This window comes from Mycobacterium sp. OAE908 (assembly GCF_017872775.1).
Taxonomy (GTDB): Bacteria; Actinomycetota; Actinomycetes; order Mycobacteriales; family Mycobacteriaceae; genus Mycobacterium.
Genome location: NZ_JAGGJL010000002.1, coordinates 40368 through 65106 on the forward strand (window position 1 = coordinate 40368; position 24739 = coordinate 65106).

Sequence of the window (24739 nt, forward strand, 5' to 3'; positions counted from 1 at the left end):
ATTGCGACGAACTGCGAGTGTTCACCTAGAGGCGTCCACGGATACCAGTTGCCGCAGCGGACGGCCTGCGGTTTCGCGCATGGTGAGCAGGGTGACGAGCGAGACGATAGCCGCGGCGATGACGTAGTAGGCGGGCGCGACGTCGTTGCCGGTGCGAGCCACCAGCCAGGTGGCGACATACGGCGCCGTCCCGCCGAACACCGCTACGGAGAGGTTGTAGCCGATGGAATAGCCGCTGGAGCGCACCCTGGTGGCGAACAGTTCGGCGCCGGCCGCCAGCGACGCGGAAACGAACACCGACTCGATCGCCGACAGGCAGGCGTGAGCGGTGATCGCCGCGGCCAAGTTGCCGGTATTCAGCAGCAGGAAAAGGGGATAGGCAAATACTGCGAATCCGACCGCCCCCGTGATGAGCAGAGGTTTGCGCCCGATCCGGTCTGACAGCGCGCCAAGGGGCGGGATCAGAACGATCGCGACGAGGCTGGCCACGGCGATGGAGACGAAGGCGTCCACCTTGGTGAAGCCCAGGGTCTTTGTGAAGTAGCTCGGCAGGAAAGTGAACACGACGTAGAAACCGACGTTGTGAATCACTACGAGTCCGGCGATCTGGAGGATCGGCCGCCACGACGAGGAGATCGCTTCTTTGAGCGGCGAGGCGGACACCTCTCCGCCCTCACGCAGCGCCTCGAAATCCGGTGTGTCCTCGAGTCGCAGCCGGATGTAGAGGCCTACCACACCCAGTACGCCGGCGATCAGGAACGGAATCCGCCAGCCGTAGTGGTCCATCGCGGCGTCGGAAAGCACCGCTTCGAGGCCGGTGACGGTGAGCGATCCCAATAGGAATCCGACGATTACAGACCAAACCAGGAACGACACCACGAACCCGCGATGCTTGTCGGGTGCGTACTCGGCCAGGAAACATGCGCCGCTGCCGTACTCGCCGCCCGCCGAAAAGCCTTGGATGCAGCGCAGCAGCAGCAACAGCAGTGGTGCCGCCACGCCGATGACGGCGTAGCTGGGAACGAGACCGATGACGAATGTCGAGCCCGACATCAGCAAGATGACAAGGGCCAGGACCCGTTGGCGGCCGATCCGGTCAGCGAGCGGCCCGAAGAAGAATCCGCCGAGCGGTCGCATGAAGAACGCAGCCGCGAAGATCGCGAAAGTGTTGAGCAGTGCCGTGGTCTCGTTGCCGGGCGGGAAGAACTTCTGTGCGATGTAGGTCGCTAGGAAGCCATAGACCGCGAAGTCGTACCACTCCACCAGGTTGCCGATCGACGCGCCGCGAACCGCTCTACGCACGGCTTCGGGGCCCGGGTCGGCGCGGCCGGTCTCGTTTGTGCGGACGTCAGGCGACATGCCCTTGCATTCCCGTTCGGGCCGGGCAACTAACGCAAGTTGGCGATTACCGAACGGGAACCGAGATCTGCGTGAGTTCTGATCGCCCGCGCAGCATCTCCGAGCCCTGAAGCTTCCAGCACCTCTGCTCGGCCTGATCGGCGCGCTCGATCGCGGCGCTCGAACACAACACCCGGCTCTCGAAGTCCTTGGCCCGGTCGGCCAGCCGTGCGGCCTCGTTGACCGCGTCGCCGACAACCGTGTATTCATAGCGGTTTTCCGCTCCGATGTTGCCCGCGAAGACCGGCCCGGCGGATACCCCGATTCCGAAGTCGACGAGAAGCAGCCGCAATTCCTCGGCCAAAGCGCGCGCCGTGGCCAAGGCTGCGGTCGCCGGATCGTCGATGTGCAGCGGTGCGCCGAACACCGCCAGCGCGGCATCGCCCTGGAACTTGTTGATCAAGCCCTCGCGCTTGTCCACCTGCGCGACCACGATACGGAAGAAGTCGTTGAGCACGGCGGCCACTTGATGCGGTTCACGCTTCGTCGCCAGTTGCGTTGAGCCGACCAGATCGATGAACAGGATCGCGACCTCGCGCTCGTCTTCCGATACCGACTCGTGTTCCTCGATCGCGCGACGGACGACTTCTTCACCGACGTGCCTGCCGAACAGATCCCGCAACCGGTCGCGTTCCTGCAGACCCGCCACCATGCGGTTGAACCCGCTCTGTAGTTGGCCGAGTTCGGATCGTTCATACACCTCGATTTTGTCGCCGAGATGGCCGCGTTCGACCTCCGCCATTGCGTCGACGACATCGCGGATCGGATCCGAAATCGACGACGCGACCAGAATCATCGCGCGCATGCCCAGCACCACGGCGACCAATGCGAGCACCAACACCGGCACCTCAATTGGCGCGTCGCGCTGAATGATCCAGCCATTGGCCCGCAACATCACCAGCACGACTATCCCGGCGCCCGGGAGCGCCGAACACATCGTCCACATCAATATCAAACGGGCACGAACGCCAGGCGCTCGCTCCGCATGCTCCAAATCCCATGTGGCGGCAACCATCAACGCGCGCAGAGCACGCTGGGTGAACAGGAACCCGGTGCATACGGTCGCGGTGGAACCGAACATGATCGCTGAAACAATCAGGATCAGCACACGTAGGCCCGCGTCGACGTTCAGGGGAATCATCACCGCGGCTGCGAGGACCCACGGCGTCAACAGAATTGCGGACTGCCGCCTGGTGATGTTGGGCGTCTTTGGCGGATTCGCAGCGCGGCCGAGTGCACGAGCTACCAATGCCACGCCGCTCAGCCCGACCGAGAAGGTTCCGACGACGATGATCGCGGCGGTCGCGATCAGATTCGTGACGTTCAGGACCGATTGTGCTTCGAGGACCGTTTCTCGGCTGACCGAGATGACGATCGCGACGACCTCAGCAGCCGACAGCAGGTAGGCGAACGCAAGGCCTGCCGCATATCGAACGACCAGGCTGCGTGGCCTCATCGGCCCATAGTGTCAGTCGCTGGCAGGTAGCGGCTTGGCTTCCTTCAGATTCAGCGCGGTGGTACCGATGCTCAGCGTGCCAGCGCCGGCCTTGGTGACAAGCACCTCGGCACCGTTCTCGTCGACGTAGCGCTTGCCCATCACGTTGCCGTCGGCAAAGTCGGGGTCCAAGTTGGCGTCGGCTGACTTTTCGGCGTCGAGCGGCACCATCGGCACGCCGCCGGCACGCAAGTCGTCGAGGCTGTCGGCGCTGCGCACAACGATCACCTGGGTGTCGCAGACCTGGCTTTGCAGCCGGGTGCCGTTCTTGATCATGTTCGACTCCTTTGGAATTCGTCGACCAGTTCGCGGCGCAGCACCTTGCCGGTCGCGTTCGTCGGCAGTTCGTCGCGGAACACCACCCGATCGGGTGTGCGAGATCCACGTAGTTGCGCGCGCACATGGTCGCGCAGTTCGTCAGGGTCAGGTGCGGCGCCCGAAGCGGGAACCACGACAGCGACGATGATCTGGCCCCATTCGGGATCCTCGGGACCGACGACCACACAGTCGCGTACCGAGGGATGCTCGACGAGGACGTCCTCGATCTCGGCGGGCGCGATGTTCTCGCCGCCGCGGATGATCGTGTCGTCGGATCGACCCCCGATGAACAGGTAGCCGCCTTCGTCAAGCATCGCAACGTCTTTGGTGGGGAACCAGCCGTCGGCATCGAGCACCGAACCGATGTCCGTGTAGCGGCCCGAAACCTGCTCGCCGCGCACGAACAGCTCTCCGGTTTCACCCGGCCCGAGTACGCTGCCGTCTTCGCCGCGGATCTGCACCTCGATACTGGGCACCGGTTGACCGACCGATCCCAGCCGACGAGCGACCGCTTCGTCGGCTGCGGCCAGCGCCTCCCGATGATCGTCGGGGGTGAGCACCGCGATGGTCGAACTGGTCTCGGTGAGGCCGTAGGCGTTGACGAAGCCGACGGCGGGCAACAGGCCAAGTGCCTTGCGTACCAAGGGAAGTGCCACCTTCGAGCCGCCATAGGCCAGGTTGCGCAGGGTCGGAAGGGCGACCGGTTCGGTCTCGAGCACCGAAACGATGCGGTCCAGCATGGTCGGTACGACGGTGGCCGATGTGACACCCTCGTCGCGCACCAGGCGTACCCACTCGTTGGCGTCGAACTGCTGCAGATAGACCATCTTTCGGCCCGCGTAGAGATTCGACAGCGCTGCGCTGACTCCCGCGATGTGATACGGCGGCACGCAGATCAGGGCGGCATCGGAAGGTTCAGCGGAATCGAACTCGACGGTGCCGGTGATGTAACTGGTCAGGTTGTTGTGCGTCAGCTCAACGGCTTTGGGCTTCGATGTGGTGCCGGAAGTGAAAAGGACCACGCCGACGTCGTCAGGGTCGGCGAATTCGGCGGCGGGTTCTGCGGTTCGGGCCGCGTCGATGAACTCGTCGGAGCTGAGGACCTGCTTACCTGCGCCCGCGACGACATCGCGGTATTCGTCGTCGGCGATCACCAGCGGCGTCGGCAACCGGTCGATCAGTTGGCGCAGGCCGTCCTCGCTTAGCCGGTAGTTCAGCGGCGTGAACGCGACCCCTGCGCGTGCCGAGGAGAACAACAGCAGCGGCAGCATCGCCCCACCGGTACCGACATATGCCGCGTGCTGGGCACCTGAGGCAGCGATGACGCCGGCCCCGCCGTCAGCGAGGTCGCTCAGTTCACTTGTGGTCAGCCGGATCTCGCCGGAAACCACCGCGGTGCGGTCCGGATTCGACGACGCTGCCATCTCCAGCAGCAACGAAATACTCATGGCTTGTCGACGAAGATATCAAGGATGGGATCGTCACCGCCGCCGTAGCTGGAAAGGTCGGTGACGCCGGCTTCGGCCAGCACCGCAGAGTCGATGAAACATTTGCCGTTCACGTCGGCAGGAGCGCGCGACAGGATCTCGACCGCGGCATCGCCCATGATGTCCGGGGTGCGCGACGACGACATCAGCTTGCCCTCGGCGAGGTTGGCCACCGCCGACGTCGCGATATACGTCTCCGGCCACAGGCAGGAGAACCCGATGCCGGTATCGGCATACTCGGCGGCCCAGCCCAGCGACAGCAGCGTCATCCCGTACTTCGACAGCGTGTAGGACGGGTGCGCGCCCAGCCAGTAGGGATTCATGTTCAGCGGCGGCGCCAGCGTCACGACATGCGCGTTCGCCGACTTACGCAGGTGCGGCAGCGCAGCTTTCGTCAGCAGGAACGTGCCCCGGACATTGATGTCCATCATCAGGTCGAACTTCTTGGCGGACAGCTGTTCCGTCGGCTCGGTGGCGATCGCGCTGGCGTTGTTGATCACGATGTCGACGCCGCCGAAGTGCTCGACCGCGGTGTCAACGGCGCGCTGCACGTCCTCCTCCTTGCGGACATCGCCCACCACCGCGACGCCCTTGCCGCCGGCGGCCTCGACGTCGGCGACGGCGGTGTGCACGGTGCCCGGCAGCTTGGGGTGCGGTTCGGCGGTCTTGGCCAGCAGCACGACGTTGGCGCCCTGCTTGGCGGCACCGATTGCGATCGCCAGCCCGATGCCGCGACTGCCGCCCGAGACGACGAGCGTGCGGTCAGTGAAGGTGGACATGGGCCTCCTCGGGTGCCTCACCGGGATGCTACCCGATTGGAATTGGCATTCTCATTCTAAGCAAGTCTCATAATCGCTGTGTACCGGCCCTTCGCCGGTGCGAAGCCCGCTTCCGCGCCCCGCGCCCAGTGCATGTTTCCACAGAGCGGTATTGGCATTCTCATTTTTTGCAAGTACGTTATCCATTGATGAACGACCCAGTACAGACCCCCTCCGGGATCCCGCTGGAGCCGGTGTACGGACCGGCCGACCGCGCGGGCGATCCGCCTGCGCCGGGTACCTATCCGTTCACCCGGGGCAACTTCGCCAGCGGGTATCGCGGTAAGACGTGGACGTTTCGGCAGTATTCGGGCTTCGGGACCGCCGAGGAATCCAACCGCCGTTATCGCTATCTGTTGGATCAGGGCGGCACGGGGTTGTCGGTGGCGCTGGATCTGCCGACGCAGTGCGGGTATGACTCCGACGATCCCGAGTACGGGGAGGAGGTCGGCCGCGTCGGTGTCGCGGTGGACACGCTGGCCGACGCCGAGATCCTGTTCGACGGCATCCCGTTGGACGCGATCAGCACCAGTTTCACGATCAACGGCACGGCGGCGATCCTCTTGGCCTTCTATGTTGCGGCCGCGGAGAAGAAGGGTGTGCCGCGGGCCAAGCTCACCGGCACCATCCAGAACGACATCCTCAAGGAGTACGCCTCGCGCGGCACCTGGATCTGGCCGCCGGAGCCCTCGCTGCGGTTGATCGCCGACACGATCGAGTTCTGTGCGGCCGAGGTCCCCAAGTTCAACGCGATCTCGGTGGCCGGTGCGCACTTTCGGGACGCGGGCGCCAATGCGGTGCAGGAGATGGCCTTCACGCTCGCCGACGGCGTCACCTATTGCGACACCGTGGTGGAGCGCGGCCGGATGAGCATCGACCAGTTCGCGCCGCAGATTTCGTTCTTCTTCTACACCCATGGGGATTTCTTCGAGGAGATCGCCAAGTACCGGGCGGGTCGCCGGCGCTGGGCCACGATCGTGCGTGAGCGCTACGGTGCCACCACGGACAAGGCGTCGATGTTCCGGTTCGGCTGTGTGGCCGGCGGGGCGTCTTTGTATGCGCCGCAGGCCCAGAACAACCTCGTGCGGGTGGCGTATGAGGCGATGGCCGCGGTGCTGGGCGGGGTGCAGTCGATGTTCACCGCCGCCTGGGATGAGCCGTTCGCGCTACCCAGTGAGGAGTCGGCGACGCTGGCGCTGCGCACGCAGCAGATCTTGGCCTTTGAGACCGGGGTGACGAAGGTGGCCGACCCGCTGGGCGGGTCGTACTTCGTCGAGGCGCTCACCGATGCCACCGAAGCGAAGATCGTCGAGATCATGGCTGATCTCGAGAACCATGGCGGCATGGTGCGCGCCATCGAGGACGGCTATCTGCAGGGCCTGATCGCCGACGAGGCGTTCAAGATCCACCAGGAGATCGAGTCCGGCGAGCGCCCGGTCGTGGGCGTCAACAAGTTCGTCGCCGACGAACCGCCACCGGAGATCGCGACCTATGAACTGGATGCCGAGGGCCGCGATCTTCAACTCAAGCGGCTGTCCAAGGTCAAAGCGGAGCGCGATCCGGCGGCGGTGGCCGATGCGCTGGCCGCGCTGTCGCGATCGGCGGAAGGCGATGACAATTTGATGCACAAGCTGATCGACTGCGCCAATGTCTATTGCACTGTCGGTGAGATGGTCTCGGCTCTCAAGGCCGTGTGGGGCGAGTTCCAGCAACCGGTGGTGTTCTAGATGGCCGTTCGTGTTCTTGTCGCAAAACCGGGCCTCGACGGTCACGACCGAGGCGCGAAGATCGTCGCGCGCACGTTGCGCGACGCCGGTTTCGAGGTCATCTACACCGGCATCCGTCAGCGCATCGAGGACATCGTGTCGATCGCGCTGCAGGAGGACGTTGCGCTGGTTGGCCTTTCGATCCTGTCCGGAGCGCACGTCGCGCTGACGACGCGCACGGTGGAAGCCTTACGGGCCGCAGACGCAGGTGACATCGCCGTTGTCGTCGGCGGCACCATCCCGCAGGGCGACGTCCCGAAACTCTTGGATGCCGGCGCGGCAGCGGTCTTTCCCACCGGCACAGCGCTGGACGTTCTCGTCGCAGAGGTGCGCAAGCTGACATCGGAGAAGGTGGACTGACATGCGCCTTGGCGTGATGATCGGGGCCGAGCGCGGTGACATGGCGCGCAAGGTCAAGAAGCTGCTCGAGGACATCGAGTGGGCTGAACAGGCGGGGCTGGACACTGCGTGGATGCCGCAGGTGCCCAACGACTTCGACTGCCTCACGATGGTGTCGCTGATGGGCGCACGCACATCGCGCATCGAACTCGGCACCGCGGTCGTGCCGCTGCAGGCTCAGCATCCAATCGCGTTGGCGCGCCAGGCGCTGTCGGTTCATGCAGGCACCGGCGGACGGCTGGCGCTGGGCGTGGGGCCGTCACACCACTGGATCGTGCGCGACATGCTCGGCATCCCGTATGAGAAGCCAGCGGCCTACACCCGCGATTATCTCGAGGTGCTCAACAAGGCGCTCGCGGGTCCAGGTGACGTCGACGTGGAGAACGACTCGTTCACCGTGCACAATCCGACTGTGCTTGGCGCTGATTCACCGATGCCCGTCCTGATTGCGGCGCTCGGGCCGGTGATGCTGCAGATTGCAGGCGAACTCGCCGACGGGACGGTGCTGTGGATGGCCGACGAGCGGGCGATCGGCGACCACATCGCCCCGCGGATCACCAAGGCCGCCGATAATGCGGGTCGTCCGGCGCCACGGATCGTCGCGGGCATTCCGGTGTGCCTGTGTGCCAATTCTGAGATCGACGCGGCGAAGGAGCGGGCTAATCGGATTTTGGCCGAGGCGGAAACGTCGCCGAATTACCAGAAGTTGCTCGATCGCGGCGATGCCCGCGATGTCGGCGACCTGACCGCCGCCGGCGATGAAGAGGCGATTCTGGCGCGGTTCCGGCAATTCGCCGACGCTGGTGTCACCGACCTTTCGGTGCGGTTGTTGCCGATCGGTGAGAACCGTGACGAGTTGATCGCCTCGAAATACCGTACACGCGAAGTCATTTCGCAGTTGGCCACCGCAGTGCGATGAATCAAGGCCCCCTCGCCGGCATCCGCATCCTCGAGGTCGGTGTCATGCTGGCCGGCCCGTACGCAACGATGCTGCTGGCCGATCTGGGCGCAGAGGTCATCAAGATCGAACCGCCCGGCGGCGAGATCTCGCGGCAGGTCAGCGACAGCTACTTCGCCAGCCTGAACCGCAACAAGCAGAGCGTGTGCCTCGACCTGCGTTCGGAGGAGGGGCGCAGGCGCTTGGGTGAGCTCGTCGCGAATTCGCATGCGCTGCTGGTGAATATGAAACCGTCGGCGATCAAGCGGCTGGGGCTCACGTACGAAGCGTTGCGAGAGTTCAACGAAAAGATCGTCTGCGTTGCGATGACCGGTTTCGGGTTGGACGGCGGCGATGACCCGGCGTTCGACTACGTCATCCAGGCGGCCACAGGTGTCGCCGCCATGACAGGTGATCCCGCTGGGCCTCCGACGTTGCCCGGCTACTCGTCGGCCGACAACTCGACCGGGCTCGCCGCGGCGCTCGGGTTGCTCGCTCAGATCGTCTCGGGGCGCGGCGGCCAGGTGGACGTGTGTCTGCGCGACGTGATGTTGTCGCAGCTGAACTACCGGGCGTCGGCCTACCTCAACGACGGCGCGGCGCCGCAGCGCTACCCATACGGAGCACACTCGTATTATGTTCCAGCGCAACTCTTTTCGACAGCCGACGGATATCTGGCGCTGTTCATCACGCACGACGCGTTCTGGAAGGCGTTCGCCGATGAGGCGAAAATCGATGGATTCCCGACGATGGCGGAGCGCGCTGCCAAGCGTGATCAGGTCCTGAAGGTCGTCACCGCGGCGCTGGCCACCGACACCGCGCTCGGCTGGGAATCGAGGCTGCGTCCACTCGGCATTCCGGCGGCGGCGGTCCGCACGCTTCCCGAAGCGTTGGAGGCAACACCCGAGGCGCTGGTCACGGCGGGGGATTTCAGGTTGGTGGGCAGCCCGATTCGCATCGCAGGCTACGAGCCGCAGTTCCGGCCCCCACCGTCGCTCGACGAGCATGGCGACGTCGAGTCTTAGTCTTCGTAGTGCACAGTGACCGACGGCGTATCCGGAATCGCCTGGCAGGTCAGCACATAGCCGTCCTCGACCTCGTCCGGCTCCAGCGCGTCGTTGACCTTCATGGTCGCGTGGCCTTCGGACAGCCGCGCCATGCAGGTACCGCAATTGCCCGCCTCGCATGAGAACGGCGGCGAAACTCCGGCACGCCGCGCGCTTTCCAGCAGTGTTTCGCCGGGCACCCGAGGCACCTCGGCCTTCTTGCGGTCAATGTGAATCGTGATGATGCCGCCGGTGTCGCCGACCTGCTCAGTGGTTGCGGGCTCGTGAGCCTGCGGCGTCGCGTCGAAGTCCTCGATGAAGATCCGTCCCGGGCCTGGCAGCGCTGATGTCACGACGGACATGAAACCCTCTGGGCCACAGACATAGCAGTCAGCAGCGGTGTCGGCGCCGACGAAGCCGACGATCGCGGCGGGATCGATCAGCCCGCTCTCGGCATCGATATGCCGAACCACCGACAGTCGGTCCGGGTAGCGCGTGACCAGGTCGTCGAGCACCGCGTCGAAGATCACCGACGCCCGGTCCTTGTCGGCGCACAGCAGTCGCACGGGGCGATCGGTAGTCGCCAACGCGCTTTTGACGAGCGAGAGGATGGGTGTCACGCCGCTTCCGCCGCTGAACCCCAGCAGCGGTCCGGTCGATTCAGTCAGGCAGAAGGTGCCCGCGGCCCGCGTGAGCGTGACCTCGTCACCCTCGACGAGGTTGTCGAGCATCCAGTTCGACACCTTGCCGCCAGGCACCCGCTTGACCGTCGTCGCCATCTCGGAGTCGGTCTCCGGGGCGCTCGACATCGAGTAGGACCGGTACAGGTCCTTGCCGTCGACGCACACCTTGAACGTGCAGAACTGTCCGGCCTTGTAGGGGAACGGCGACTCGTCGGGGGCCAGCACGTAGGTCCTGGCGTCGGCCGTCTCCTTGATGATCCGAGACACCGTCGCACGGTGGAACAGGTGCGGCTTCGGCATGGTCCCCCTGTCGTCTGGCATTGTCATTCTGATAATAAGAGAATACCATTCTCCTCGACAACGGAAACCTTCTCAACTGGCGGAAAGGAGCGGGCGCGACGTGAGTGAGCGGACGGCGCTCGCCTTCGACCAGCGGGAATACACCCTCCCGCAGCTCGACGCCCTCGCCAACGGGATGGCCACAGTGCTGGAACACCGCGGCGTGCGGTCGGGCAGTCGGGTCGCACTGATGTCGTCGAACCGCCCAGAATTCGTGATCGCACTATGGGCCATCTGGCGGCTCGGTGCGGCAGCGGTACTGCTGAGTCCGGCCTGGAAGCGAACCGAGGTCTCCAACGCCGTGGCGCTGACTGGGCCGTCACATGCGGTCGGCGATCATCCGGTGCTCGCCGAAGTGATGCCGATGCTCTCGCTGGACGAGGCGATCACACCTGGGCAACGAACCTTCGAGGAACCTGCTCCCGATAGCGACGCGCTGTTCGTGTTCAGCTCCGGCACGACCGGCATGCCCAAGGCGGTGCGGCACACCCACGGTTCGTTCGCCGTCGCGGTGCGGCACTGGCGTGATGCGCTGCAGCTGACGTCGGCCGATCGCATGCAGGTGATGACGCCGCCGTCGCACATCTTGGGTCTGCTGAACATCGCGATGGCGCTCGACACCGGAACATGGATCCGACTGCACCGCCGGTTCGACATCGACCTGATGTTGCACCACATCGAGACAGATCGGATCACTGTCGAGATGGCCGTCGCGCCAATCGCTTTGGCATTGGCCGCGCATCCGCAGCTGGAGAACTATGACATGTCGTCGCTGCGCTACATCATGTGGTGCGCAACGCCCGTCACGCAGAGCGTCGCCGAGGCCGTCACCGCCAGGACGCGCGTGAGCTGGGTAACTGCGTACGGGACCAGCGAATTGCCGGTCATTGCGTGTAACGACCTCGACGGGGCGCGGCTCGACACCGTGGGTCGGCCGGTGCCGGGGGTCAGCGTGCGCATCGTGTCACTGGACGACGGCGAGGTGCTGTCGCCGGGCGCGATCGGGGAGATCCAGGTGCGCTCGGATTCGGTGATGGCGGGCTACCTGCCGAGTGAGGCGACGGCGCAGGCATTTTCGGGGGACTGGTATCGGACCGGCGATGTCGGCTATCTGGATGTCGGCGGCTGGCTGCGGATCACCGATCGAGCCAAGGAGATGATCAAGGTGCGGGGGTTTCAGGTGGCTCCGGCGGAGATCGAGGCCGTGCTGCACGGACATCCAGCCGTCGAAGACTGTGCGGTGTTCGGGGTGCCCGACGCGGCGAACGGTGAGGCCATCGTTGCTGCCGTGAAGACATGTCGCCCGGTCGAGGCGGACGTGCTGGTGGCCTTGGTGGCAGACCGGCTAGCGTCCTACAAGCGGCCGAACCGCGTGGTGTTCGTACCCGAAATACCGCGCCTGCCATCGGGGAAGGTATTGCGTCGAGTGCTGAAGGAGCGTCTGTGGACGTCCGTCTGACCAGTGAACAGCAACAGCTGCGGGAGGCCGCAGCCAAGCTGGCCGATGACCTCGGGCCGGGTTCGGTTGCTGACCTCGACGACGCGAGTCGGATCGCCCGGCTGGAGAAGGCCGTCGAGGCAACGGGCTTTCGGACGTTGCGGTCTGACGGCGCATCAGGCGTCGAGGTCGCTATCGTGGCTGAGGAATTCGCGCGTGGCCTCGTCGATGTGCCTTTCCTGGGGCCGGTGCTTGCCGACGAATTGACCCGCCTGGGTCTGGAGCCGTCGGTCCCGGACCGCGCGCCGGCATCGGTGGATTTGACGGGAAGCCTTGGGGGAGTGGTCGAATCACCGGCTGAGCTGAGCGAGCTTTCCGAAGATGACGCCGCCCGCTGGCGCGCGCTGGCGCTCGCGGTGACGTGTGCCGACCTGGTCGGTGCAGCGCGTGGCGCGCAGGCGCTCGCAGTCGACTATGCGAAGGTCCGCGAGCAGTACGGCGCGACCATCGGGTCCTATCAGGCGGTCGGACATCTGCTGGCGGAAAGCTTGGCGCTGATCGAAGGGTCGATCAGCGTGCTGCGCCACGCGGCGTGGGCTGTCGACGAACTGCCCGCCGCGGAGGCGATCGAGGCGGCGAAGGTAGCCAAGATCTACTGTGCGCGTGCGGCACTCACGGTCTGCGAGACATCGATCCAGGTGCACGGCGGTATCGGCAACACTTGGGAATGCCTGGCCCATGTCTACCTGCGCCGGGTGCTGACGGCCACCGAGACATGGCCGGTGACACTGGAGGAGCTGACCATTGGACTTTCGTGATTCACCGGACGAGGCCGCGTTCAGGGAACGGTTACGCGGTTGGCTGACGGAGCAGAAGGGCCAGTTCCCGACGTCGGGCGACGACTATTGGGCCGCTCAGGGTGACTGGCACAAGGCGCTCTATCAGGCCGGTTTCTTCGGCACGTCGTGGCCCAAAGAATATGGTGGCCAGGACCTTCCGCCGGTGTACGACGTCATCGTCGACGAGGAGATCGCGAAGGCCGGCGCCCCCGCCCGGCCGAGCCTGGGATATCTAGTCGTCGCGTTCGGCCACCACGGCAGCAAGGAAATACAGCAGCGTTTCCTGCCCGGCATGATCAATGGCACCGAGCGATGGTGCCAGGGCTTCTCCGAGCCGGGTGCGGGGTCCGACCTGGCGTCGCTGACCACCACTGCGACGCGCGAGGGCGATGAGTACGTCATCCACGGGCACAAGATCTGGACGAGCTATTCGGATGTCGCAGACTGGTGTCTGTTGTTGGCGCGCACGGACAAGGATGTGCCCAAGCACCGGGGCATCTCGGCCTTCATCGTCAATATGCATCAGCCGGGTGTCACCCAGCGACCGTTGAAGATGATCAGCGGGGTCACCAAGGAATTCGGTCAGGTCGAATTCGACGGTGCTCGGGTGTCTGCCGAGAACATGGTGGGCGCACCGGGTGAGGGCTGGAAGTTGGCGATGACGGTTGTCAGCCATGAGCGGGAGCCGTCGACGCTCGGCTTCTCGGCACGGTACGGAAAACTGGTGCGGCAGTTGGCAACCCGGGTGGACGGCCCTACGCCCGAGGAGTTGTCGTGGGCGTGGGTGCAGACCGAGATGCTGCGATTGCATGTGCGCAGGCGGTTGTCCGAGCAGCTTGACGGCATCACCCATGGTCCGCAGGGATCGCTGGACAAGCTGCTGATGACGTGGGTCGAGCAGTCCGTCGGCCATGCCGCGCTGAAGACCGTCGGCACCAGCGACCCCGAGTTGTTCGCCGCCTACATGTACAGCCGCGCGCAGAGCGTGATGGGCGGCACGAGCCAGATTCAGAAGAACATCATCGCATCGCGCATTCTGGGATTAGGGGTCTGAAATGTATGGCATGCCAGCGGAAATCGATGTCAAGGCTGACGGCGGTCTGCGCATCATCACGCTCAATCGCCCGGATGAACTCAATGCGGTCAATGACGCGCTGCACGTGGGGCTGGCCAGGATCTGGGAGGAACTCAACGAGGATGTCGGCGCGCGGGCGGCCGTGATCACCGGCGCTGGCCGGGCCTTTTCGGCAGGTGGTGATTTCAACTACCTCGACGAGTTGCGCAACGACGAGGCGCTGCGTCAGAAGACCATCAAGCACGGCCGTGACCTTGTCATCGGCATGGTGCGCTGCCGCATCCCCGTGGTCGCCGCGGTCAACGGTCCGGCTGTCGGGTTGGGCTGCAGCCTGGCGGCGCTCTCGGACATCGTCTACATGGCGGAGACGGCGTTCTTCGCCGACCCACATGTGTCGATCGGACTGGTCGCCGCCGACGGCGGGCCGCTGGTATGGCCGTCGCAGATCAGCTTGTTGCAGGCCAAGGAGTTCGCATTTACCGGTGTGCGGATCAAGGCCGCGCGAGCGCTCGAGTTGGGGATGGCCAACCATGTGGTCGCCGACCCGTTGGCCGAGGCGATCGCGTGCGCGAAGAAGATCATGGAGTTGCCGCAACAAGCGCTGGAGAGCACCAAGCGCCTGATGAACATGCAACTCGAGAAGTCGGTGATGGCGTCGCTCGATTACGCGAACTTGTCCGAGTACGTGTCTTTCGGGACCGCTGACTTCAACAAGATCGTCGACGGACTCATCGCCAAGGAGAAGTAACCCAACTACCGCACACCCCAACTACCGCACACCCCAACTACCGCGAGCGACCGTGTCTGTGCACGACATGCCGCGGTTTGGTGGCATTCTGCGGTCGCTCGCTACCCGCGGCCCAAGATCTTTTGCGCCTCAGGGGAATCCGCGTCGGTCATCTGTATGGTATTCGGATCTGGGTGGACATACAGCTCGAGCTGCATGTTGTCGGGATCGCGGAACACGACTGTAGGTCCATACCCAATGTCGATGATTCCCGAGTTCGGTACAGCCAGTGCGTCCAAATGCTCTACCCACTGTTGCAATTCGTCTCGATCCGAGACTTGGAATGCGAGATGATCGAGGCCCACGCGCCGTTCATCGAACGCGCCACCCTCCGCGGTCGCGGTATGAGTCATCACGTTGACGTTGATACCCGAGGGATGTAGCAGCGATCGGATCTCGAATACATCCGTGGAGACCCGGTGCACCAGCGTGAAGCCCAGCACGTCGTTCCACCAGACGGCAGCCCGGTCGCAGTCGGAAACCGTCAACTCGACATGCGAGAACCCCATGATTCGTGGCATAGCACTTCCTCCCCACGCGGCCTTGCACCACTACGCCACAGACTGCGCCGAACGAGCGGGTTTGGCTGAGGAATCGTGAAGTCAGCTGCGGAACACGCCCTTCAGCTGACTGCTGGGGCAGCTCTCCCGCGTCGATGAAGAGGAACTCCAACCGTGGACGCGCCGTTTTGTCACGTTCGACGGCGCCGAACGTGCGCGGACTGTACGCATTTCGCGGCGTGTCGGCGTGCGGACACGCACGCTCGCTCAAGTGTTTTGGGCGGCGATTCTGGCGCGCTCTCTCATCGAGGCGATCACTCCACCGTCGTTGAGGATATCGGTGCCGGTGAGGTATCCGGCTCGATCACTTGCACAGAAGGCCATCAGTTCAGCCATCTCCTCCGGCTTGCCCCACCGCGGTACTGCGGCGTCGGCGACCATCGCACCGGCGCCGGCCTGCTCCTCGAGCCTGCCCATTTCGGTGTCGATGGACCCTGGAGAAACCGAGACGACGCGCAGGCCCCGACCGTTGAACCTTTCGGCCTGCGACGTGCTGTACCACCTGACAAAGCTTTTGCTCACGGCGTAGGCGATGCCAGGTCGCGCCTCCTCGGGTACGAGGTTGCAGGCCGAGATCATGTGGTCCATGAAGGCCGCTTCGTCCCGCAAGGCAAGCGGAAATCGCTCCGCCGGAATAATCTCCTCGGGAAGCATGTGGGCCGCCATCGACGCCACGTTGACGATCGCCGATCCCTCGCCGGCGGACGCGAAGAAGGCCTCGTTGACATTCACCGTGCCAATCGCGTTGGTCCTCATGACAAACTCGGCGTCGCCCATGCTGGGGCTGACCCCAGCAGTGTGGATGACCGAGGCGATCTTTCCGAGATCGGCCGCGGTCGCGAGCAGACGGTTGACCGCCTGCCGGTCGGTGACGTCGCAGTTGACGACTATTGGCGCAATTCCAAGGTCCTTGAGCGTGGCGGTCGCATCATCAAGCCGGTTCTGCCGGACGTCGCAGAGGACGACTGTGTGGGTTTGGCCGACGACCTTGGCCGTGGCCACCCCCATTCCGCCTGCGCCACCGGTGATTACGGAGACCTGATTCATTCGCGGGCCCTTTCCCAAAGAGTGCTAGGGGACGAGTTCTTCTGAGCGCTGGATCGTACCGGTGATGCCAGTTGCATCCTGATGCGCCAAGAGCACCGCGGCGTTGGCCATCGCCTCGGGTGGCTCGACCATCTCGTCAGGAATCTGCATGCCGCCGCCACCGGCGGCCCAGCCCTCGGTGAGCACCACCCGCGAGGGGCTGAGGCAGTTCACCGCGATGTTGTCGGCCTTGAGATCCGCGGCCAGGCCGAGGTACAACCGCTCGGCGCCGGCCTTCGACACCCAATACGCGTTCGAGCCGTGCTCGACCATACCGACGCCGGTCGTCGTGATCGCGATCAGCGACCCGCCGCCGCGCACCTTCACGTGCGGGATCACGGCCTTCGTCACCAAGAAGACACCGGTCAGGTTGACGTTCAGACACAGCTGCCACCGCTTCAGCGGAGTCGACTCGATCGGGCCGAGCCACAGCACCCCCGCATTCGCAACCAGAATGTCGATCCCACCGAACTCCGAAACCGTTTGTGCGACAGCTGCTTCGACCGAATCCTCGCTCGTGACATCGCACGAGACAGCGATGGCGCGGCCACCGGCCGACGTGATTCGGTCGGCGACCGTGTGGATCGTGCCCGGTACCTTGCCCTCGTGTTCGGAGCGCGCAGCAACCGCGACGGCCGCACCTTCGCGGGCCAACGCCTGGGCGATCGTCGCCCCGATGCCTCGGCTGGCGCCGGCGACGAACGCGACTTTCCCCGCCAGGGTCATTTCGGGGGAAACCGCAGCGCCCCGTCGAGACGAATGATTTCCCCATTGAGATAGTCGTTTTCGATGATGCTCTGCGCCAGTTGCGCATACTCAGTCGAGCGACCCATGCGCTTGGGGAACGGAATCTGCGGCGCCCAGTACTGCTCCAGCTGATCGGCAGCCTTGCCGTATGCCGGGGTGTTGATGGTGCCGGGCGCAATGGTGACGACGCGGATCCCGAGTGGCGAAAGGTCGCGCGCCGCAACGAGTGTCATGCCCAGCACGCCACCCTTGGCGGCGGAGTAGGGCAGCTGGCCGATTTGCCCCTCATAGCCCGCGATCGATGCGGTGTTGACGATCACGCCACGCCCGCCCTCTTCCAGCGGCTCGGACTTCGCGATCTCGGCTGCCGCCAACCGCATCACGTTGAACACCGCGGTCAGATAAAACGTGATGGTCTTCTCGAAGGCCTCCATGCTCAGCGGAGAACCGTCCTTGCCGACCAGCCGCCCGCCGCCGGCCGGGCCGCCATGGGTGTCGATCGAGATTCGCAGGGGAGCCAGCGACGTCGCTTCCGCGATGGCCGCGTTGACCGACTCTTCGGACGTGGCGTCCGTGCGGACGTAGCGCACGCCGAGCTCGTTTTCGAGTTCCTTGCCTTTGTCATCGGCGAGGTCGGCAACGACGACCTTGGCTCCCGCGTCGTGCAGGCGTCGAACGGTTGCCTCACCCAGGCCACCGGCTCCGCCGACAACGATCGCCGAGCTACCTGCGATTTGCATGTGGTTCCCCTTCTTGCAACTGGCACTCTCGAACTGAGAGAATAGCATTCTCATACGAAACGGAGACACCCATGCCTGACGCCGTCATCGTGTCCGCGCTGCGCACACCCATCGGCACCGCCGTGAAGGGCACACTGCGTGACACCGACGCGTATCAGCTGGCAGAGCACGTTGTCGGCGCCGCGGTATCCGATCTCGACAGCTCGCAAATCGACGACGTGATTCTCGGCGAGGGCCTCTACGGCGGCGGTGTCGTCGCCCGCCACGCTGCGATCACCGCCGGGCTGCCGTCGGTGCCGGGCCTTGCGGTGAATCGGCACTGCGCCGCGGGCCAGGCCGCCGTGCAGAGCGCAGCGGCGAGCATCCGCGCCGGTATGGATCAGCTGATCCTGGCGGGCGGGGTGAACTCGGCGTCGACGTCACCGCGGTTCACGCGTCGGGTCGGTGACGAAGTAGTCGACTGGTTCCCGCCGACCCATCCGAACCGGCCGGACGCGCCGAACATGGACATGTCGATCACCGTCGGATGGAACGCCGCCGTCAAGGCCGGGGTGTCTCGCGAGGAGATGGACGAGTGGGCGCTCGGCTCGCACCGCAAGGCGATTCAGGCCATTGACGAGGGACGGTTCAAGCACGAGATCGTTCCCATCGAGACGCCGCACGGCCTGTTCGAGGTCGACGAGCATCCGCGGCGCGACACCACTCTGGAGAAGCTGGCCGCGCTAAAGCCGCTTCACCCCGAGATCGAAGGGTTTTCGATCACCGCGGGCAACGCCTGCGGCGGCAACGACGCCGCCGCAATACTTGGCATCGCCAGCGATCGCCTGGGGCTGCCCGCGTTGGCGACCATCCGGTCGTGGGCGTCGGTAGGCGTGGACCCTGCGTCGACGGGCCTTGCGCCTGTCGAAGCGATCCCGAAAGCGCTTGGCAGGGCTCGACTTTCACTCGCCGATGTCGATCTGTTCGAGATCAACGAGGCGTTCGCCTCGATGTGCGTGGCCACGATCAAGATGCTCGACCTCGACCCCGAGAAGGTCAACCCCAACGGCAGTGGCTGCTCGCTCGGCCACCCCGTCGCGGCGACGGGAGCCCGGATGCTTGTGACGCTGGTGCATGAACTGCGCAGGCGCGGCGGCGGTATCGGTGTCGCGGCGATGTGTGCGGGCGGCGGAATGGGTTCCGCCACCGTGATCGAGGTTCCAGCTCCCTAGACTGAGGGCGATGACGATCGACGAGCTCATCGAGTCGGCGCGCAACGGGTCCATCCGTGCCGCCGGCCGGTTGCTGAGCCTGGTCGAGAGTCCGCGCCGCAATGAGGTTCTCGATGCGGTCGGGCCGACGACGCCGCCACGCATCGTCGGCGTGACTGGACCGCCGGGCGCCGGCAAGTCGACGACGGTCGGCGCGTTGGTCGGTGCCTACCGGGAGCGAGACATGCGCGTCGCGGTGCTCGCCGTTGACCCGTCGTCGCCGTACAGCGGGGGAGCGCTGCTCGGTGACCGCATTCGAATGGCCGCACATATCAACGACTCCGATGTATTGATCCGCTCGGTGGCCACCCGGGGACATCTTGGCGGGCTGGCGGCCTCGGTTCCGGCGGCGATCAGGCTGTTGGCTGCGCTGTCGTATGACCAGATCGTGCTGGAAACCGTGGGCGTCGGTCAGTCGGAGATCGAGATCGCTGCGGTCGCCGACCCGACGGTCGTGATCCTGAATCCCGGTGCGGGCGATGCGGTTCAGGCCGCGAAGGCCGGCTTGTTGGAAGTGGCGGACATCGTCGTCGTCAACAAGGCGGACCGCGAGGGCGCTGACCAAACAGTGCGCGACCTTCGCGGCGAGACCATGGCGCCGATCCTCAAACTCGTTGCCGCGCAGGGCGAAGGCATCGACAAGCTGGTGGACGCAATCGAGGAGCACCATCGGGCGGACAGCCCGGAACGTCGAATCGCGCGTGCCAGGGCGCAGATCTTGTCGTTGGCACAAACACAGCTGCGGAACCATTCGGAGTTAGACCGACTGGCGAAACAAGTCGCCGAGGGCTTGGACGATCCGTACACAGCCGCGGAGCAGCTGACCAATACGAAAGGTCAAGCGTGACAACCTAGCCGCCAGCGGCTGACGCGGGCAGGTTGAGCATCCGTCGTGTCATTTCGTTGAGCTGCGCGCGCAGTGTCTCACCGTCGACGTCGGCCAGCAGCGGGTGCATCACCGCGACGCTGATCGCGCTCGACAGCATCGCAGCGTGCAGGCGCGCCTCGACGCCGGCCTCCGTGCCGAGCAGCGCGGCGTAGAGACGTTCGATGAACCGCTGGAACGGTTCGTACTCGGCCTGCAGCCGAATGATGACGGGATCAAAGAGCGGAACACTGAAGTCGCCACGGCGCTCGATGGCCTGCTCGATCATCCTGTCGAGCAGAACCTGGCGCGCCCGCAGCGGGTGGCCCTGCGCCTCGGCGGCTTCGACGGCATCCTCGAGCCTGCTCATCTCCCGCTCGGTGATGGCGATGACGATCTCTTCCTTCGTTTTGAACTGGCGGTAGACGGCCGCCTTCGTCACACCCATTTCGTCGGCGATCATCTGCAGGGACGTGCCGCTGACACCGCGCTCGGCAATGAGTTTCAACGCGGCGTCCAATACACGTGTCTGCGCGGCGGTCCGTGTGATTGCGCTGAACCTGCGGTCCTCGTGGGTGGAGGTCACAGCCACGAGGGTAACCGAGGATTGACCGTCTAGTAGCCGATCGGCTACCGTCCCAGTTGCCGATCGGCTACCGACGCTGAGCGAGGGGTTCGACGATGAGACGCACGGATGGCGAGTTGATCCTGTTCTGGACCCTGCCCGCGATCGCCATCATTTGGGTATCCGCCTTCTTCATCTTCCCTGGCTTCGTGCACCCGATGTCACCGACGATGTCCGCGGACCAAATCGCGAGCTTCTATCGCGACGAGACCGCGCGGATTCGTTACAGCATGATCTTGTTCAACTGGTTCGGTGTTGGTCTGATCCCGACGGTCATGCTGCTGGCGATGCAGGTACGTCGAATGGCGCACCGCACGCCGATCTTGTCCTACAGTCTGATCGCCTGCGCGGGCGGGCCGCCCTGTCTCTTCTTGATTGCCAACATGTTCTGGCTGCTGGGCTCGTTTCGTCCGGAACGTGCGCCGGAGCTGACCCAGCTGCTCAATGACCTTGCCTGGATCACGTTCACCATTTCGGTTCCGTACCTGATCGCGCAATGCCTGCTTCTTGCACTGGCGATCTACTGGGACCGTCAGGAGCAACCCGTCTTCAAGATGTGGGTGGCGCATTTCAATATTCTTGTCGCGGTTGCCTTGGCGCCTGCCGCGTTCACGGCGCTGACGTTCAGCGGGCCGCTGGCGTGGGACGGACTGCTGTCGTTCTGGGTCAAGAACATCGCGATCGCCGCTTGGATCGTTGTGATGGGAGTCGTTCTCGGCCCATCCATCTTGCGTCGGCGCGCCGAGGAGCGGATCACCGCATGAGTACGCTGCGCCGGTTGTTGTCGAACGTGCGCGATCATCCCAAGCGCGAGTTGTGGTTCGCGTGGTGGGTGATGGTCATCTTCTATCAGCTGTACGGTGTGCTGTTCTTCCTGGTCACCCGCGTTCAGCCGCCGCCGAGCCCGGCCTGGACCACCCCGATGGTCGTGCAATGGTTCGACGCGCGGCACTACGGGATTCTCGCCGGGTTCGGAATCGTGTTTCTCATCTCGGGGTTGTGCGCGCCGATGAATGCTCTTCTCGCATATTCGATGCGGCGTATGTCGGTGAGCCGGATTTTCGGATACTCGTACCTCGTCATGTATTCGCTCAGCGCCATTCCTGGCATGTTGGTGATGGCCATTGCGATGACCGCCGGGGCCATGCGGCCAGACCGCGATCCCGAGATGATCCGTTGGCTCTACGACTTCGCGTTCCTGTCGTTCAGCGGGACCATGGGTGTGTTCATGATCGGCTCTTTGGTGTGGTTGGTTGCGATCCTGATCGACAAGAACGACGTGTTCCCGAAGTGGTTCGGCTATCTGGGCCTGTGCAATGCGCTGACCGAATTCGTCGTCGCGCCTGCATGGATCTTCCAACGCGGCGTCTTCGCCTGGAACGGTGCGATCGCATGGTGGATCAACATGGTCGTCTTCGTCACCTACACCGCCTGCTTCATCGTGCTGCTGCGCAGGATGATTGTTCGCGAGGATTTCGGCACCGGACCCCTGCCTGAAGTACCGCCCAAACATCAACGCACCCAACATGATTCGGTGGGGGCGATGCAGTGACGAATCTGCAGGAAGACTCCTCAACGGAAGCCGGGCGCCAGGCTACCCGGTTCGTGCCGGGGCAACCGGACATGTGGGTGTTCGTTCTTTTCGAATCACTTCTCTTCACGGGGTACTTCTCGGTCTATCTCGTCGGCCGGATTCAGAACCGGGAGCTCTACCTGCAGTCCCAGGCCGCGTTGGATCTCCGCTTCGGGGTGTTCAACACCATTGCCCTGCTGCTGAGTTCGTGGGCGATCGCGCGATGCGTCCAGGCTTCTCGCGAAGGGGCGTACCGGGACGCACTGAGAGACGCGTTCCTGACGATCGGGTTCGGTGTCGCATTCCTGGTCTCCAAGGTGCTCGAATGGGGCAGGGAGATTCGGCTCGGCAACACATTCACCAGCAACGAGTTCTTCCAGCACTTCTTCTTTCTGACATCGATCCACCTGCTGCATCTGCTGATCGGCTTCATTGTGATGGGTGTTGCGGTCTACCAGTTGTGGAGTCCCGCCAGGCGATCGCAGCAGTTGGTCGAGACCTGCGCCACCTATTGGCACACCGTCGATTTCCTGTGGGTGCTGATCTTCGCATTGCTCTACGTGGTGAGGTGAGCCGTGAGCGGAACTTTCAACAAGAGGCTGGCGATCGTCTGGCTCGTGCTCACCGCCATGACGCTGGCTTACATCTGGCTGGACCACTCGGCCGATGACCACGGGGCGCTGAAGGCGAGCACGGTCGTCACGGTCGCCGCTATCGTCATCGCTCTTGTCAAAGTGCGCATCATCTTTCGGGAGTTCATGGAGGTGCGACACGCTCCGGTGCTGCTGCGTCGCCTCACTGACGGGTGGGTTCTGCTGATGGCGACGATGTTGCTCGGCAGCTACTTCATCGCCTCGGCGTTAGCTGGCTGAAGCGGCAAGACCCGCACGGTAGCCGAAGGCCATAGCCGGGCCCAGCGTCCCGCCCGCGCCGCCGTATGCCTTGCCGGTTGCCCCCGCCATCGCGTTGCCCGCGGCAAACAACCCGGGAATGACGGAGCCGTTGACGTGGAGGACGCGACCGTCGCGGTCGGTCCGTGGGCCGCCCTTGGTGCCCATCGCGCCGACGGACACCGGCACGGCGTAGTACGGCGGGGTGTCGATGGGGCCAAGCGTCTTGCCCGCGGTCGTGGTCGCTTTGTCGTCGCCCCAGTATCCGTCGTAAGCGCTTGAGCCCCTGCCGAAGTCGGGGTCGGTGGTGTGAGCGACGTTGACGTTCCACGCCGCCAGCGTGCGGGCGAGGCCGTCGGCGTCTATGCCGGTCTTCGCCTCGAGTTCGGCGAGGTCGGCCGACGGGGAGAACCACTCTGGGGCAGGCTCGCCGGGCGCGACACCGAGGAAGCCGTAGCGTTTGAGATGTAGCGAGTCGAACACGATCCACGCCGGGTCGTTCGCGTACCCGTCGCGCGGGTCGAGGTATTGAAACGGTCCGGCCATCGAGTTGTATTCGCCCGCCTCGTTGAGAAACCGCTTGCCGGACCGGTTGACGATGATGCTGCGCGGCCGGGTCCGCTCGAGGCGCACGCTGCGACTGCGCGGATGCCCCTGGAACGTGTCGTCGGGCAGCTGCACGATCGGCACCCACCACGCCTCGCCCATGTTCGCCAGGTCGGCGCCATGTGCCATCGCCATCCGCAGCCCGTCGCCGGTGTTGTTCGGCGGTGACACCGCCCCGTGCATCGGTCCGCGCAGATATGCCTCGACGAGCTTGGTGTCCCATTCGAACCCCCCGGTCGCCAGCACCACACCGCGTCGGGCACCAACGCGAATATCCATGCCGTCCACATCGATCCGCACGCCCGTGATCGCCGACGAGTCGCCAATCAGCTCCACCGCACGGGCATTCGTCCGCGGCGCGACGCCGAGGTCGAGCAGACCTTTGAGGAGCCCGGCGATCAACGCGGTGCCCGCCACGCAGAAGTCGCCGTCTTCGTTGTCGACCGACGCGTGGATCCTCGCGCGTGTCTCCGCGTCGATGCCGACATTGCTGAAATCCGCAGGGAACGACGTGATTCGGTCCCGCCACTCGCCGAGCCGCGCCAGGTCAAAGGGTCGGGCGTTCAGCGACCGCCCGCCGCCGGGACGTCCGCCGGGCAGTTCCGGCTTGTAGTCAGGAAACCCCTCGGCGATCTCGAACTGCAACTCGCTATGCGCCTCAACGTAATCCAACATTTCGGCGCCGGTCCGGACAAATGTCTCCATCAGCTCGTCGTCCATGAAACCGAGAGACTGGGCACGCAAGTACGCCATCGCGTCCTCGACCGGCAACTCGCCATCGGACGCCCGACTGTGCGCCGGAATCCAGACGATGCCCCCGGAAACCGCAGTCGTGCCACCGACCGTCGCCGCCTTCTCGTAGACCTCCACCGACGCGCCGTTGCTCGCCGCGGTCAGTGCGGCGGTCAAACCCGCACCGCCGCTGCCCAGCACGACCACGTCGACTTCGGTGTCCCAGTCGCTCATGTTCGA

At 64.6% G+C, this 24739-nt stretch carries 26 protein-coding genes; 14 read left to right on the forward strand and 12 right to left on the reverse strand.

Features of this window, described 5'->3' with window-relative positions; translation table 11 throughout:
* Positions 1 to 21: 21 nt before the first annotated feature.
* The 5 genes from J3E61_RS25310 to J3E61_RS25330 are packed head-to-tail and all read right to left on the reverse strand — an operon-like array spanning position 22 to position 5477.
* Entirely contained in the window at positions 22 to 1359 is a 1338-nt protein-coding gene (locus J3E61_RS25310; protein WP_210085715.1) for an MFS transporter, read from the reverse strand.
* A 46-nt stretch (positions 1360 to 1405) separates the two neighbouring features.
* Positions 1406 to 2854, reverse strand: coding sequence for an adenylate/guanylate cyclase domain-containing protein (locus J3E61_RS25315; RefSeq protein WP_210085716.1), 1449 nt, complete (start codon positions 2852 to 2854; stop codon positions 1406 to 1408).
* A 12-nt stretch (positions 2855 to 2866) separates the two neighbouring features.
* On the reverse strand, positions 2867 to 3169 hold the full coding sequence (locus tag J3E61_RS25320; RefSeq protein ID WP_210085717.1) for a hypothetical protein: 303 nt from the start codon (positions 3167 to 3169) through the stop codon (positions 2867 to 2869).
* A complete protein-coding gene (locus J3E61_RS25325; RefSeq protein ID WP_210085718.1) occupies positions 3166 to 4659 on the reverse strand; it encodes a long-chain fatty acid--CoA ligase in 1494 nt (497 codons plus the stop codon). Before J3E61_RS25325 ends, J3E61_RS25320 begins: the two co-directional genes overlap by 4 nt.
* Positions 4656 to 5477: an NAD(P)-dependent oxidoreductase gene (locus J3E61_RS25330; protein ID WP_210085719.1), complete on the reverse strand. Its 822-nt coding sequence runs from the start codon at positions 5475 to 5477 to the stop codon at positions 4656 to 4658. The genes J3E61_RS25325 and J3E61_RS25330 overlap by 4 nt, the downstream gene beginning before the upstream one ends.
* A 188-nt stretch (positions 5478 to 5665) precedes the next feature.
* Here J3E61_RS25330 and J3E61_RS25335 point away from each other — a divergent pair, with 188 nt between their 5' ends.
* From J3E61_RS25335 to J3E61_RS25350, 4 genes are read left to right on the forward strand one after another with little or no spacing between them, the layout of a single operon-like run.
* Complete coding sequence (locus tag J3E61_RS25335) at positions 5666 to 7243, forward strand: methylmalonyl-CoA mutase (protein WP_192723746.1); 1578 nt, start codon at positions 5666 to 5668, stop codon at positions 7241 to 7243.
* Positions 7244 to 7642, forward strand: a complete 399-nt coding sequence (locus J3E61_RS25340) for a cobalamin-dependent protein (protein WP_192723745.1) — start codon at positions 7244 to 7246, stop codon at positions 7640 to 7642.
* A gap of 1 nt (position 7643) precedes the next feature.
* Entirely contained in the window at positions 7644 to 8600 is a 957-nt protein-coding gene (locus tag J3E61_RS25345) for an LLM class F420-dependent oxidoreductase (protein WP_210085720.1), read from the forward strand.
* On the forward strand, positions 8597 to 9643 hold the full coding sequence (locus J3E61_RS25350; protein ID WP_192723743.1) for a CoA transferase: 1047 nt from the start codon (positions 8597 to 8599) through the stop codon (positions 9641 to 9643). Before J3E61_RS25345 ends, J3E61_RS25350 begins: the two co-directional genes overlap by 4 nt.
* Here the strand turns inward: J3E61_RS25350 and J3E61_RS25355 are convergent.
* Complete coding sequence (locus tag J3E61_RS25355) at positions 9640 to 10647, reverse strand: ferredoxin--NADP reductase (protein WP_210086687.1); 1008 nt, start codon at positions 10645 to 10647, stop codon at positions 9640 to 9642. The two genes, J3E61_RS25350 and J3E61_RS25355, sit on opposite strands and share 4 nt — an antisense overlap.
* A gap of 100 nt (positions 10648 to 10747) precedes the next feature.
* Here J3E61_RS25355 and J3E61_RS25360 point away from each other — a divergent pair, with 100 nt between their 5' ends.
* The 4 genes from J3E61_RS25360 to J3E61_RS25375 are packed head-to-tail and all read left to right on the forward strand — an operon-like array spanning position 10748 to position 14786.
* Positions 10748 to 12145, forward strand: a complete 1398-nt coding sequence (locus J3E61_RS25360; protein WP_210085721.1) for an acyl--CoA ligase — start codon at positions 10748 to 10750, stop codon at positions 12143 to 12145.
* Positions 12130 to 12942: an acyl-CoA dehydrogenase gene (locus tag J3E61_RS25365; protein ID WP_210085722.1), complete on the forward strand. Its 813-nt coding sequence runs from the start codon at positions 12130 to 12132 to the stop codon at positions 12940 to 12942. Before J3E61_RS25360 ends, J3E61_RS25365 begins: the two co-directional genes overlap by 16 nt.
* Entirely contained in the window at positions 12929 to 14017 is a 1089-nt protein-coding gene (locus tag J3E61_RS25370; RefSeq protein ID WP_210085723.1) for an acyl-CoA dehydrogenase family protein, read from the forward strand. The genes J3E61_RS25365 and J3E61_RS25370 overlap by 14 nt, the downstream gene beginning before the upstream one ends.
* A 1-nt stretch (position 14018) precedes the next feature.
* A complete protein-coding gene (locus J3E61_RS25375; protein WP_192723739.1) occupies positions 14019 to 14786 on the forward strand; it encodes an enoyl-CoA hydratase/isomerase family protein in 768 nt (255 codons plus the stop codon).
* Between the two features lie 101 nt (positions 14787 to 14887).
* Here J3E61_RS25375 and J3E61_RS25380 read toward each other — a convergent pair whose 3' ends face one another.
* The 4 genes from J3E61_RS25380 to J3E61_RS25395 form a co-directional block, all read right to left on the reverse strand.
* The gene (locus J3E61_RS25380) at positions 14888 to 15346 is read right to left on the reverse strand and encodes a VOC family protein (RefSeq protein WP_210085724.1); all 459 of its coding nucleotides are present in this window, start codon (positions 15344 to 15346) and stop codon (positions 14888 to 14890) included.
* A 246-nt stretch (positions 15347 to 15592) separates the two neighbouring features.
* The gene (locus J3E61_RS25385) at positions 15593 to 16432 is read right to left on the reverse strand and encodes an SDR family oxidoreductase (RefSeq protein WP_210085725.1); all 840 of its coding nucleotides are present in this window, start codon (positions 16430 to 16432) and stop codon (positions 15593 to 15595) included.
* Between the two features lie 24 nt (positions 16433 to 16456).
* Complete coding sequence (locus tag J3E61_RS25390; protein ID WP_210085726.1) at positions 16457 to 17197, reverse strand: SDR family oxidoreductase; 741 nt, start codon at positions 17195 to 17197, stop codon at positions 16457 to 16459.
* Positions 17194 to 17958 (reverse strand): SDR family NAD(P)-dependent oxidoreductase, encoded by a 765-nt coding sequence (locus J3E61_RS25395; protein WP_210085727.1) that lies wholly within the window; start codon positions 17956 to 17958, stop codon positions 17194 to 17196. The genes J3E61_RS25390 and J3E61_RS25395 overlap by 4 nt, the downstream gene beginning before the upstream one ends.
* A gap of 71 nt (positions 17959 to 18029) precedes the next feature.
* Here J3E61_RS25395 and J3E61_RS25400 point away from each other — a divergent pair, with 71 nt between their 5' ends.
* Together J3E61_RS25400 and meaB are read left to right on the forward strand one after the other, a co-directional pair.
* Positions 18030 to 19169, forward strand: a complete 1140-nt coding sequence (locus tag J3E61_RS25400) for a thiolase family protein (RefSeq protein WP_210085728.1) — start codon at positions 18030 to 18032, stop codon at positions 19167 to 19169.
* 10 nt (positions 19170 to 19179) lie between these two features.
* Complete coding sequence (meaB, locus tag J3E61_RS25405; RefSeq protein WP_210085729.1) at positions 19180 to 20055, forward strand: methylmalonyl Co-A mutase-associated GTPase MeaB; 876 nt, start codon at positions 19180 to 19182, stop codon at positions 20053 to 20055.
* 4 nt (positions 20056 to 20059) lie between these two features.
* Here meaB and J3E61_RS25410 read toward each other — a convergent pair whose 3' ends face one another.
* The gene (locus tag J3E61_RS25410; RefSeq protein WP_210085730.1) at positions 20060 to 20665 is read right to left on the reverse strand and encodes a TetR/AcrR family transcriptional regulator; all 606 of its coding nucleotides are present in this window, start codon (positions 20663 to 20665) and stop codon (positions 20060 to 20062) included.
* Positions 20666 to 20754: 89 nt separating this feature from the next.
* Between J3E61_RS25410 and J3E61_RS25415 the strand changes: the two genes are divergently transcribed.
* The 4 genes from J3E61_RS25415 to J3E61_RS25430 all read left to right on the forward strand — a co-directional run bounded on the left by J3E61_RS25415 (position 20755) and on the right by J3E61_RS25430 (position 23143).
* Complete coding sequence (locus J3E61_RS25415; protein ID WP_210085731.1) at positions 20755 to 21462, forward strand: hypothetical protein; 708 nt, start codon at positions 20755 to 20757, stop codon at positions 21460 to 21462.
* Positions 21459 to 22250, forward strand: a complete 792-nt coding sequence (locus J3E61_RS25420; protein ID WP_210085732.1) for a hypothetical protein — start codon at positions 21459 to 21461, stop codon at positions 22248 to 22250. The genes J3E61_RS25415 and J3E61_RS25420 overlap by 4 nt, the downstream gene beginning before the upstream one ends.
* Before the next feature lie 71 nt (positions 22251 to 22321).
* The gene (locus J3E61_RS25425; protein WP_192723933.1) at positions 22322 to 22843 is read left to right on the forward strand and encodes a cytochrome c oxidase subunit 3; all 522 of its coding nucleotides are present in this window, start codon (positions 22322 to 22324) and stop codon (positions 22841 to 22843) included.
* Positions 22844 to 22846: 3 nt separating this feature from the next.
* The gene (locus J3E61_RS25430) at positions 22847 to 23143 is read left to right on the forward strand and encodes a cytochrome C oxidase subunit IV family protein (protein ID WP_192723729.1); all 297 of its coding nucleotides are present in this window, start codon (positions 22847 to 22849) and stop codon (positions 23141 to 23143) included.
* On the opposite strand, the gene J3E61_RS25435 is transcribed toward J3E61_RS25430, so the two are convergent.
* Positions 23132 to 24733 (reverse strand): FAD-dependent oxidoreductase, encoded by a 1602-nt coding sequence (locus J3E61_RS25435; protein WP_210085733.1) that lies wholly within the window; start codon positions 24731 to 24733, stop codon positions 23132 to 23134. The two genes, J3E61_RS25430 and J3E61_RS25435, sit on opposite strands and share 12 nt — an antisense overlap.
* Positions 24734 to 24739 lie beyond the last annotated feature (6 nt).

Coding starts and splice junctions, on each gene's coding strand:
- J3E61_RS25335 (WP_192723746.1), top strand. CDS start 5,666: ATGAACGACCCAGTACAGACCCCCTCCGGGATCCCGCTGGAGCCGGTG.
- J3E61_RS25395 (WP_210085727.1), bottom strand. CDS start 17,958: ATGCAAATCGCAGGTAGCTCGGCGATCGTTGTCGGCGGAGCCGGTGGC.
- J3E61_RS25375 (WP_192723739.1), top strand. CDS start 14,019: ATGTATGGCATGCCAGCGGAAATCGATGTCAAGGCTGACGGCGGTCTG.
- J3E61_RS25400 (WP_210085728.1), top strand. CDS start 18,030: ATGCCTGACGCCGTCATCGTGTCCGCGCTGCGCACACCCATCGGCACC.
- J3E61_RS25420 (WP_210085732.1), top strand. CDS start 21,459: ATGAGTACGCTGCGCCGGTTGTTGTCGAACGTGCGCGATCATCCCAAG.
- J3E61_RS25435 (WP_210085733.1), bottom strand. CDS start 24,733: ATGAGCGACTGGGACACCGAAGTCGACGTGGTCGTGCTGGGCAGCGGC.
- J3E61_RS25345 (WP_210085720.1), top strand. CDS start 7,644: ATGCGCCTTGGCGTGATGATCGGGGCCGAGCGCGGTGACATGGCGCGC.
- J3E61_RS25415 (WP_210085731.1), top strand. CDS start 20,755: ATGAGACGCACGGATGGCGAGTTGATCCTGTTCTGGACCCTGCCCGCG.
- J3E61_RS25355 (WP_210086687.1), bottom strand. CDS start 10,647: ATGCCGAAGCCGCACCTGTTCCACCGTGCGACGGTGTCTCGGATCATC.
- J3E61_RS25310 (WP_210085715.1), bottom strand. CDS start 1,359: ATGTCGCCTGACGTCCGCACAAACGAGACCGGCCGCGCCGACCCGGGC.
- J3E61_RS25425 (WP_192723933.1), top strand. CDS start 22,322: ATGTGGGTGTTCGTTCTTTTCGAATCACTTCTCTTCACGGGGTACTTC.
- J3E61_RS25380 (WP_210085724.1), bottom strand. CDS start 15,346: ATGCCACGAATCATGGGGTTCTCGCATGTCGAGTTGACGGTTTCCGAC.
- J3E61_RS25385 (WP_210085725.1), bottom strand. CDS start 16,432: ATGAATCAGGTCTCCGTAATCACCGGTGGCGCAGGCGGAATGGGGGTG.
- J3E61_RS25325 (WP_210085718.1), bottom strand. CDS start 4,659: ATGAGTATTTCGTTGCTGCTGGAGATGGCAGCGTCGTCGAATCCGGAC.
- J3E61_RS25340 (WP_192723745.1), top strand. CDS start 7,244: ATGGCCGTTCGTGTTCTTGTCGCAAAACCGGGCCTCGACGGTCACGAC.
- J3E61_RS25320 (WP_210085717.1), bottom strand. CDS start 3,169: ATGATCAAGAACGGCACCCGGCTGCAAAGCCAGGTCTGCGACACCCAG.
- J3E61_RS25390 (WP_210085726.1), bottom strand. CDS start 17,197: ATGACCCTGGCGGGGAAAGTCGCGTTCGTCGCCGGCGCCAGCCGAGGC.
- meaB (WP_210085729.1), top strand. CDS start 19,180: ATGACGATCGACGAGCTCATCGAGTCGGCGCGCAACGGGTCCATCCGT.
- J3E61_RS25330 (WP_210085719.1), bottom strand. CDS start 5,477: ATGTCCACCTTCACTGACCGCACGCTCGTCGTCTCGGGCGGCAGTCGC.
- J3E61_RS25315 (WP_210085716.1), bottom strand. CDS start 2,854: ATGAGGCCACGCAGCCTGGTCGTTCGATATGCGGCAGGCCTTGCGTTC.
- J3E61_RS25350 (WP_192723743.1), top strand. CDS start 8,597: ATGAATCAAGGCCCCCTCGCCGGCATCCGCATCCTCGAGGTCGGTGTC.